The sequence below is a fragment of the Cellvibrio sp. genome (assembly GCF_053579595.1).
In genome coordinates this window covers 1-9,651 of record NZ_JBRFPI010000157.1, presented here as the reverse complement: position 1 = coordinate 9,651, position 9,651 = coordinate 1, and the positions used below count along the sequence as shown (strand labels likewise).

4 protein-coding genes are annotated in these 9,651 nt (G+C 51.2%); all 4 read right to left on the bottom strand.

The genetic code is table 11. The annotated features are described in order from the left end of the window. Positions 1-5,291 (bottom strand): putative Ig domain-containing protein (locus ACWA6V_RS11175; RefSeq protein ID WP_449522556.1); only part of this gene is annotated, 5,291 nt, incomplete at its 3' end. A gap of 335 nt (positions 5,292-5,626) precedes the next feature. Next, positions 5,627-6,475, bottom strand: a complete 849-nt coding sequence (locus tag ACWA6V_RS11170; protein ID WP_449522555.1) for an efflux RND transporter periplasmic adaptor subunit — start codon at positions 6,473-6,475, stop codon at positions 5,627-5,629. A gap of 74 nt (positions 6,476-6,549) precedes the next feature. Then, positions 6,550-8,715, bottom strand: coding sequence for an efflux RND transporter periplasmic adaptor subunit (locus ACWA6V_RS11165; RefSeq protein WP_449522554.1), 2,166 nt, complete (start codon positions 8,713-8,715; stop codon positions 6,550-6,552). A 7-nt stretch (positions 8,716-8,722) separates the two neighbouring features. Then, positions 8,723-9,651 (bottom strand): efflux RND transporter periplasmic adaptor subunit (locus ACWA6V_RS11160; protein WP_449522553.1); only part of this gene is annotated, 929 nt, incomplete at its 5' end.

Sequence of the window (9,651 nt, the reverse complement as noted above, 5' to 3'; positions counted from 1 at the left end):
GCATCTTCAGTCGCATTCTGGTTGGGAATGGGTGTGGCAACGGTGGGCGCATCGTTATCAGCATTGATGGTGATATTGATATTGTCGGAATCGGTGAGCGTGCCTCCGGTACCTGTATTACCTAAATCGCTGGTGGTGATAGTCAGTACTGCAGCGCCGTTAAAATTCGCCGTAGGATTAAACGTTAGCGTCGCCAATGCCGCATTAATATCGGTTTGGGTTCCGCGAAATACCAAACTGCTGTCAGCGGTTCCATCACCCGTAGTAAATGTCAAACCAGCCACGCCCGCGAGCGTTAATGTGCCGTTGGTAACCGAGAGGGTGACCTCCAGATCGCTGGCGCCCGCATCAAGATCAGCTATCTGGATTTGGTTGCCATTACCGGCACTGAACACCAGCGCCGTATCTTCATTGGTCGCTTGCGCACCGGGTACGGTATTGGCAGGGCCGTCATTTACTGCCGTGATGTTAATTGTCGCCGTATCATTGCCCGAGAGGCTGCCGTCGCTCGCGCTGATAGTGAGCGTATCGCTCGCAACCGGGGTATTACCCGAGAGCCGGTAAGTAAGCGTGCTGCCGTTATTTCCCGCAAACAAATCATTAAGTTGTGCTGCTGTGCCGCTGAGGATCAGGGTATTGGTATTGACGCCCGATACAATGACAACGCCCGTCGTTCCAACAGTTGCTGCAAGATTGCTATTCGAATGTAGTCCGGTAAGAGTGATGGTTAACGCATCACCATCGACATCAGCCACACTGATACCTGTGCCATGCAAATTAATGGCGACTTGTTCAATGGCGTTGTAATCCGTCGGAGTGGTAACAACGGTGGGCGCATCGTTTGCGTTCGCCACTACAACATCAAATGTTTCAGTGACAGTCCCGCCGTTGCCATCATTGGCAGTCACATCAATCGAGAGAGTTCCCACATCACCATTCGCAGGTGTGCCGCTAAAAGTGCGCGTTGCAGAATCAAAACTTAACCACGCCGGCAGTGCGCCGCCACCAGCAAGATGTGCGGAATAATTCAGAGGGTTGCCATCGATATCGGAAAACGTATTGGCGGCAAATTGAAAATTAAATGCAACATTTTGTGTAGCATTTTGATCGCCAATAACGTTATCGACTGTCGGTGCGTCGTTGGTATTGGCCACCACAATTGCAAAGGTTTCCGTTACCGAACCACCGTTGCCATCACTTGCAATGACATCAATCGATACAGCGCCAACATGAGCATTTAAGGGTGTGCCGCTAAACGTGCGGGTCGCCGAATCAAAACTTAACCACGCCGGCAGTGCACCACCACCAGCGAGTTGCGCGCTGTAAGTCAGCGTATTACCCACGTCTTGATCAGTAAATGTATTGGCGGCAAAGGTAAAATTAAACGCGGAATCTTCCGTTGCATTTTGATCGGCAATGGCATTGGCGATTGTCGGTGCATCGTTTGTATTGGCGACAACAATATCAAACGTATCCGAAGCCACCGCACCGCCATCATTATCAGCGGCGGTCACTTTGATAGAAATTGTTCCTACATCACCATTTGCCGGTGTACCGGAAAACGTGCGGGTTACCGGATCGAAACTCAGCCATGGCAAAAGTGCACTACCATCAGCCATAGTCGCGGCATAGGTGAGCGTATCGCCAACATCAGGGTCATCAAAGGTATTGATGTCAAACTGAAAATTAAAGGCAGCATCTTCCGTGGCATTTTGATTGGGAATAGGCGTAACCAAAAACGGTGACTGATCTGTATTACCGATAGCAATATCAAAAAAATCAGAGACGCTGAGACTGCCATCACTGGCGATGAGCTCGATAGTGATGTTGCCCACATCACCATTAGCGGGCGTTCCACTAAATGTGCGTGTGGCTGAATCAAAACTCAACCATCCAGGCAGTGCCCCACCACCTGCCAATTGCGCGCTATAAGTGAGTGAGTCACCTGTGTCTTGATCATTAAACGTATTGACCGCAAACGAGAAATTAAACAAAACATTTTCAGTCGCATTTTGGTTGGGAATGGCATTGGCGACCGTTGGAGCATCATTAGTGTTGGCGATGGCGATATCAAAGGTATCGGACACGGTGCCACCAAGGCCGTCACTCGCAGTCACACGGACCGATAGTGTGCCGACATCGCCATTGGCCGGTGTGCCACTGAAAGTGCGCGTTACATCGTTAAAAGTTAACCATGCAGGCAAGGCGCCACCACCCGCCAATTGCGCACTGTAGGTCAGGCTCGCGCCTGCATCCTGATCGGCGAAGGTGTTGGCAGCAAATTGAAAATTAAAAGCCGCATCTTCCGTTGCATTTTGATTGGGAATGGCATTGGCGACTGTGGGTGCATCATTAGTGTTGGCGACCACTATGTCGAAGGTATCGGTCACTGTGCCGCCGTTGCCATCGCTTGCAATCACATCGATGGATACGGTGCCGACATTGGCATTCAACGGAGTACCGCTAAACGTACGTGTGGCCGCATTAAAACTTAACCAACTCGGCAGTGCACCGCCGCCGGCAAGTTGCGCTGAATAGACCAGCGTGGCACCCGCATCGATATCATTAAACGTATTGGCGGCAAATTGAAAATTAAATGCGGCATCCTCAGTGGCATTTTGGTTAGCAATCGCGTTAGCTACGGTAGGTGCATCATTGGCGGGGTTGATAGTGATATTGACGTTATCGGTATCAGTCAAAGTACCGCCTGAACCGGTATTGCCCAGGTCGCTGGTAGTCAGCGAGAGCACTGCCCCACCATTGTAATTGGCGGTTGGATTAAACGTGAGCGTGGCAAGTGCGGTATTAATCGCTGCACGTGTACCGCTAAATACCAAACTGCTATCGGCTGTGCCATCGCCCGTGGTAAAGCTTAAACCTGCTGTGCCCGCCAGAGTCAGGGTGCCGTTGGTGACCGATAGGGTCACCTGCATACTGCTGCCACCGGCATCCGTATCGTTAATCTGGATTTGGTTGCCATTGCCCGCGCTGAACACCAGCGCAGTATCTTCGGTTCCGGTCTGCGCACCCGGCACTGTATTCACCGGCGCGTCGTTAACTGCATTGACTGTAATAGCGACGGTATCGCTATCACTTTTGGCGCCGCCAGTGCCCGAGTTACCCAAATCATTGGTCACGATACTCAAGGTATCGGCACCGTTGTAGTTGGATGTTGGCGTATAAGTGAGTGTGGCGAGGGCGGTATTGATGTTGGCCACTGTGCCGGTAAATACCAGGGTCGCATCATTGTTGCCATCGCCCGTGGTGAACGACAATCCCGCCGTACCGCCCAAGGTGAGCACACCATTGGACACACTCAGCGTCACCTGCACACTGGCAGAGAGTGCATCGGCATCAGCGATCTGGATGCGGTTGCTATTGGCCAGATTAAATACCAGCGCAGTGTCTTCATTGGTCGATTGCGCACCCGGCACCGTATTGACCGGAGCGTCGTTGGCGGTTGCCGAGATAACTATGTTGAATTGATCAGGCGTTACCGATTCCAGACCAGTGTTATCAGTGCCATACAACTTGATGGTGATAGTACCCGCGTCACCATTGGTCGGTGTACCACTGAAGGTGCGGCTGGCCGAATCAAAACTCAACCAACCGGGCAAAGGGCTGCCATCGGCCAGGGTTGCGCGGTAGCTGACCACTGAGCCACCCACATCCGGATCGGCAAACACCGGCGAGGCCTCATTAAAGGCCGGGAATTGATAACTGAATGGGGTAAAACCGGAGGCCACCTGATCGGCAATCGGGTTGACGACAAAAGGTGCTTCAGCGAGGTTATTGACCGTTAAGTCAAAATCATCAAAGACAGCTTGGCCATTACCATCGGAAGCGGTCACGCGGATACTGATGGTGCCCACATTGCCGTCATCGGCGGTACCGCTGAATGTACGGGTCGCCTGATTGAATTGCAGCCACGCCGGTAAAGGATCGCCGTTGGTGAGCTTGGCGGTGTAGCTCAGATTGTCGCCATCGGAATCATTAAAGGTATTGCTGGGAAAACTGTAATTGAGTGCAGTCCCTTCAGTCACACTCTGGTTGGGAACGGTATTGGCGACCGTGGGGGCGGCGTTAATGCCATCGCTATTGGCGATCCGCAAGGCCAGCTCGCGCCCGGCATCACCATTGCCGTTTTCCAGGTAGACGCCATTGTTAAAAGTGTTACCTATTTCGTAAGCCGTCTTTACCAGCCCATCGGTGCCGGTTGAACTGATACGGATCCAATAGGTGGTGAAGGTGGTTAAATTGGTCTCGGCAAAATTAAAATTCACCCATTGGAAGGTATCGGTAAGGACGGCCGATGAAATACTGGCAGTGGCCAAGATCGCGCCGTGCCAGTCATTGCGCAGCTCCACAGTAATAGTTTGTAGCGCCGCACCCGGGTCTTTCAGCAACTGGATGCCAATTTGGTCAACCGTATAGTTACCGCCTCCATATTGGAATGACTGGCCAACATTGTTAGTGCTACTAATCGTCGCCTGATTATTGGCGGCGGCAATATTGACGTAAACGACATCAGCTAACGCGCCCTGCCATTCCATCGGCTCGTTAGCTGCAAACAGCGACTGGGTTTCAACAACACCAACTTTTTCTTCCAACACCCAATCCGCATCCACGCGGCTATTGCCGGTCAAATCATTGCTGGCGGCGACATCAGCGCCAGTCAAATCACTTAACTGGCGGATAAAATTCAGGCCGCTCTGGTTGGCCGCCAGATTGCAGCCATACAACAGAATATCGGCGTCTTCGCCCATTGCCGCTTTCCAAGCCGCGATTTGCCCAGCGTACTGCGCAATATTGTGTTCGTTGACGACTGCACTACCGAGCTGGAGGCTGCCGGCCACGCCGTGCGAAATCACATGGATCGCGCCAAGGCCCGAAGCATTGGCGAGATAATCGCTAATCTGGGCGACACCGTCTTTGGTGCAATCCAGATACACAATGGCGACAGAGCCATCATCAACGCGCGCACGAATATCCTCGACCAGGGTTTCGTAGTTATCGACGGCCGTATCGACAAATACTACCGTGGTAATCGTAGGATTTTCGCTTAAAGGAAGGTCAGCCTGGGGCTCAATATCGCTCGTCTGGCTATCCATGACGAGTGGCTCAGATGGCATATAAATGCTGACTAAATCTACTTGGTCGGCTGCATTTGCCAAATACTGGCCATCGGAAGCCCCGTCATCAAAAACGGCTATATCCGCCGTAGCGGAAAAAAGTAATCTTGGCTCAAGCGCTTCGATTAACGGGCGGCGATGACGCGGTGGTCTGGACATGAATATCGAATGTTTCGTTTTGGGTTTAAGGACTGGTGAAGAACCAATGCATCCTTGTGATTTATGCGCATCCGCCAAACCCTAGCGGTACTTACCTCTGCATAAACCTGATTTAACGCGACACCTAGATAAACCAAGCAGGTACATCAGGTATCGGTAAATCGTCTTTCTCTATTACTAGAATCGCTATTTATTCATAGCCTCCGTCGTTCAAAGCACAGAACTGCTCAAAAAATACTCTAATTAATTATTTTGGCACATTTTTCCACAATACTGCAGCTCATACAAAAATAATCTATATCCCAACCAAATAACAAAATTTGGTTTTAATAGCCTTAAGGCAAACTGCGGGTATCCAGCAAATTCAGAGTAACGCCGTCAAAACTGACCCGGCATTTCAATCCACTCGGCAGGCGATTATTGGGATTGGGAAATGACAGCCGAATTCCAAAGGTATTACTCGGCCCATCAATTACCTGATCAACCAGAATCACTTCAGCGGTATAACTCCGGTCGGCAATACCCAGCTCTGGCAAAACGCTGGCAGTCATACCAGCTTTGACTTTGCCGTAGATACTCGCGGGGGCAAACACCTGCACACGCAGTGGATCCAGTTGTGCCAATTTGAGTACCGGCTCAAAATCAATATGCTCACCCGGTTCTTTCAAGCGCTCAACCACAACACCATCAATAGGGCTAACCAGTGTGCGTCGCTGCAAGTCGGCCAGCGCTCGCTTATGCTCCAACTCAGCCTGCCGCTTACGATCAAGTGCCTGTTGCAGCTGCTGCTGTGCAATAGCATGCTCGGTTTTGAGTTTGTCCAGCTCGGAAAAAGATGCGGCTTTTTTCTCGTACAAGTCTTTTACCCGGGTCAGTGCTCGCTCGCTGAATTCAACAGCCAGCTGTTGAGCCTGCACATCGCTGGTCAATTCGGCTTGTACGCGGCGCAATTCTGCGGTTGCCGCTTCCAACCCGGCATCCAGGCGCGCAACCACATCGCCCTTTTTGACTACATCATTTTTATCGACCAATACCTCGCTGATAACACCTTCAACCGCGCTACTCATCTCCACCACGACGGAGGGCTCAATGCGGCAATTAAGCTGCGCAGGCTCCTGAGTCTGCGCAAATGCCTCACTGCCCAACAAGGCAATCAGTAGTGAAAAAACGGGAAATTTATACATGCTACATCCATCTAAAAAATATTAAGGCGCTATAAAAATACATATTGCTTATTACTATAGTGCAAAAAAACAGGTTACGAAAAATGGCGTATGAAAAGTTGCTGCAATGCGCGGTACCACTGCGCGGCCAGAGGTTCCGCCGGATGCTGGAAGCGCACATAGGCGCGTTCGCCATAACGACCGGATTGGATAAAATCATTCAGGGTCAGATCCAGCAAAAACACCTCTTCTTTCACGCGAGTGCCGGAAGGGTGGGTTGAGTCCACCGCTAATCGCCCACCACCCTGTGCGCCCAATACCTGGCTGGGTAACTCCCGGGTTGCAACCGGAATATCCTGTGCCATTTCCGCCTTGATACTCTGCAGCGGATTGCTGGCAAATTTGATGCTAACTCCCGCTGTGGCTTGGCGAACCAAGCCTACTTCATCTTGCAAGAGCGCAGCGCGAACACGCACTTTATCGGGCTTTTCGATCAGCCCAAACTCATCGCCCTGCCGCAAGAAACTACCAGACAGATGATACTGGCGAGTAATCCGTAAAATGCCATTGGAAGGGCTGCGCACCACCAGATTAACAACGCGGGTTTGCAATAATTCGATTTCAGCTTTAATGGCATTGATGTCCTGCTCAAACAATTGCGCCTGGGCACGGTCTTCAACCCATGCCTGCTGATAGCGCGCTTCATACTCACGCAGATGGGCTTGTTGTACGGCCAAATTCGCCACTAACACCGGATTATGTAAGCGCACCAGTTCCTGCCCCTGTTCAACAGTCGCACCATCTGCGACTAACAATTGCGCCACCTCACCGCTAGATTCCACTTTTACCCGCGCCTCATCCGGTAACCAAAGTACAGCTTCAACGGACGTTGACATTGGCATAGGGACAGCGACCAACAACAAAATCGCCAGCGCTGCACCTGCCCCGGTCACACCCAGTGCGCGTGTACGTTTGCTGGCTAATTGTTTATCGCTCATTAAATAATTGAGTGCTTTGAGCGCGGGCCACAACAATTGGAAAAACAATAACCAACAGCCAATCACTAACCCTAGTGTCGGAAAATAATTCGCCACTAACAAAATAATAAAAAACAACATAAATAAGCGATACGCAAACGCCGCCACACTGTAGCTCGTGAGCAGCACCGCTTCGCGATAATTGACTGCCGGTGAAAATACACCACTCACACCATAGGCATAGCGGCGCAATAAATAACTGAATTGTTGATTTGCGCGGGTGGCAAGATTGGGTAAATCAAATGCATCGGTCAGCAGATGATAGCCATCAAAACGCATGAGCGGATTGCCATTAAAAAACAGCGTAGACACACCGCCGATAATAATGATGTTGTATAAAAAATCGCGCAGAAAACCATTGGGTAATTGCAGCCAGAGCAAAAGTGCGAGCGCGGCTAAAAATAATTCCACCGCCATTCCCGCAGCGCCCACCATCAACCGGTGGCGCTTGGATTGAAAACCTGTCGCCGCGCTGGCATCGACATACGGCAGGGGTGTGCCTACAACAAAAACCAAACCGCAATCGTTGACTTGCCCGCCCCAGACTTTGGTAAATAAACCGTGCCCCAATTCATGCAGCACTTTAAAACAGGGATAGGTTAACCAGAGCAAAAATAAATTCGACGGCGATAACACCCGGTCCAAATGCCCTTGGGTGAGCTGTGTCCAGTGCACGCCCACTTGCAAGAGCGCATAGCCAACCACGAGCAGCCACACAATCCCCATAGGGCGCGATGCAAGCAAACGCGCGACCGGCATTAATTTATCGAGCAGGCGATCAGGATTACCGAGCGGGATATTCCAGGTGAGTGGATTCATCAACAACCGCAACCAGCGCTGTTGTTTTTTTTGTTCACGCCGCGCAAATAATTCCTGGGTATTCGGTGGCAGATCGCACACCAACAAATCCGCAACATGCAAATATTGCAGCAGATGAATTAAATCGTCGCGCGTAGGGATTTCATCCTCGGAAGTGTAAAATTCCGCATGTGCTGCAGAAGCAAGCACCTGGCTCAGCGAATTGCGCCCATCCATCGAGCTGATCAAGCGCCATGCCGAGGGAGTAAGACGATGGAAGCGGCCATTGCTTTTATCTTGCAGGATGTACCAGCGCTCGCCATTGTAATCACGCCGCTGGATATGGATGTGGCGCGGCAGTGATGGGCGCAGCGATTCCAGCCGCTGCCATACGGGATTGCTATTAGACGCTTGAGGTTCAGTCATAAGCGGATCACCAGAGCGTCAACCGCAGCCAGTGCCACAGATCGTGAAACCAGATCCAGCCCAATGCGCGGCGGCCAGCAATTAATTTGCCAGTGCCGGTCATGCCGGGGCGTAACACATCCAATTCCTGAATTAACTCAGCATCCACACGGAAATAATTGCGCCCTTCGCGCACCTCACTAATAGGTGTAACGCTTTTAACGCGCACAGCAAATACATCGTTGGGCAAGCTTGAGAATTTCACCTGCCCTTGCTGACCGGATTGCACAGCTGCAATATCGCGCTCATCAATAAATAACTGCACCAGAAAACCTTGCGCTGCCGCGATTTCAAATAACACATCACCCTGTTTTACCGGCGCGCCCTGGGTTTGCGAAATATCGTCAGACACAATAATGCCGTCCATTGGGGCAATTAATTGTGTGCGCCCCAACTGCTGGTCAATCAACCTCAACTGAATGCTGGCTTGATCCATTTGTGCATCGGCAATGGCAGCTTCTACACGATCGGAATTGGCGAGCGCTGTGTCGTAAGCCTGACGATACTGCTGCACCTGGCTCGCCAATTTTTGGCGTTCAAGGCGCAAGTCCTCATCATTTAATTGTGCCAGTGCTGCACCTTTTTTTACGCTATCACCGGGACGCACATTAATTTTTCCTAAGTAACCATCCTGTGGCGACACCACTAAATATTTCTCGGTGGTCTGCAAAGTCGCATCAGCTGACACGCGGTAGTCGAGCGGCACGAACAGTGCGACAACCAATATCAGCAGTAGCGCAACGATAATTTTTCCACGCCAGGAATCCTCGCCAAACCAGCGTTCCAACCGCTGCGCGGTGCGCTGCTTTAACCCCTGCCACACACTCGCACCCGCCTGCTGACGCAACGCGAGAATCGCTCCGGCAAAATGCAATGCCTGCTGTAAAAAATTGCGCT

Bases quoted from the DNA above. Each gene is read 5' to 3' on its own strand.
- ACWA6V_RS11170 (WP_449522555.1), bottom strand. From the start codon at position 6,475: ATGTATAAATTTCCCGTTTTTTCACTACTGATTGCCTTGTTGGGCAGT.
- ACWA6V_RS11165 (WP_449522554.1), bottom strand. From the start codon at position 8,715: ATGACTGAACCTCAAGCGTCTAATAGCAATCCCGTATGGCAGCGGCTG.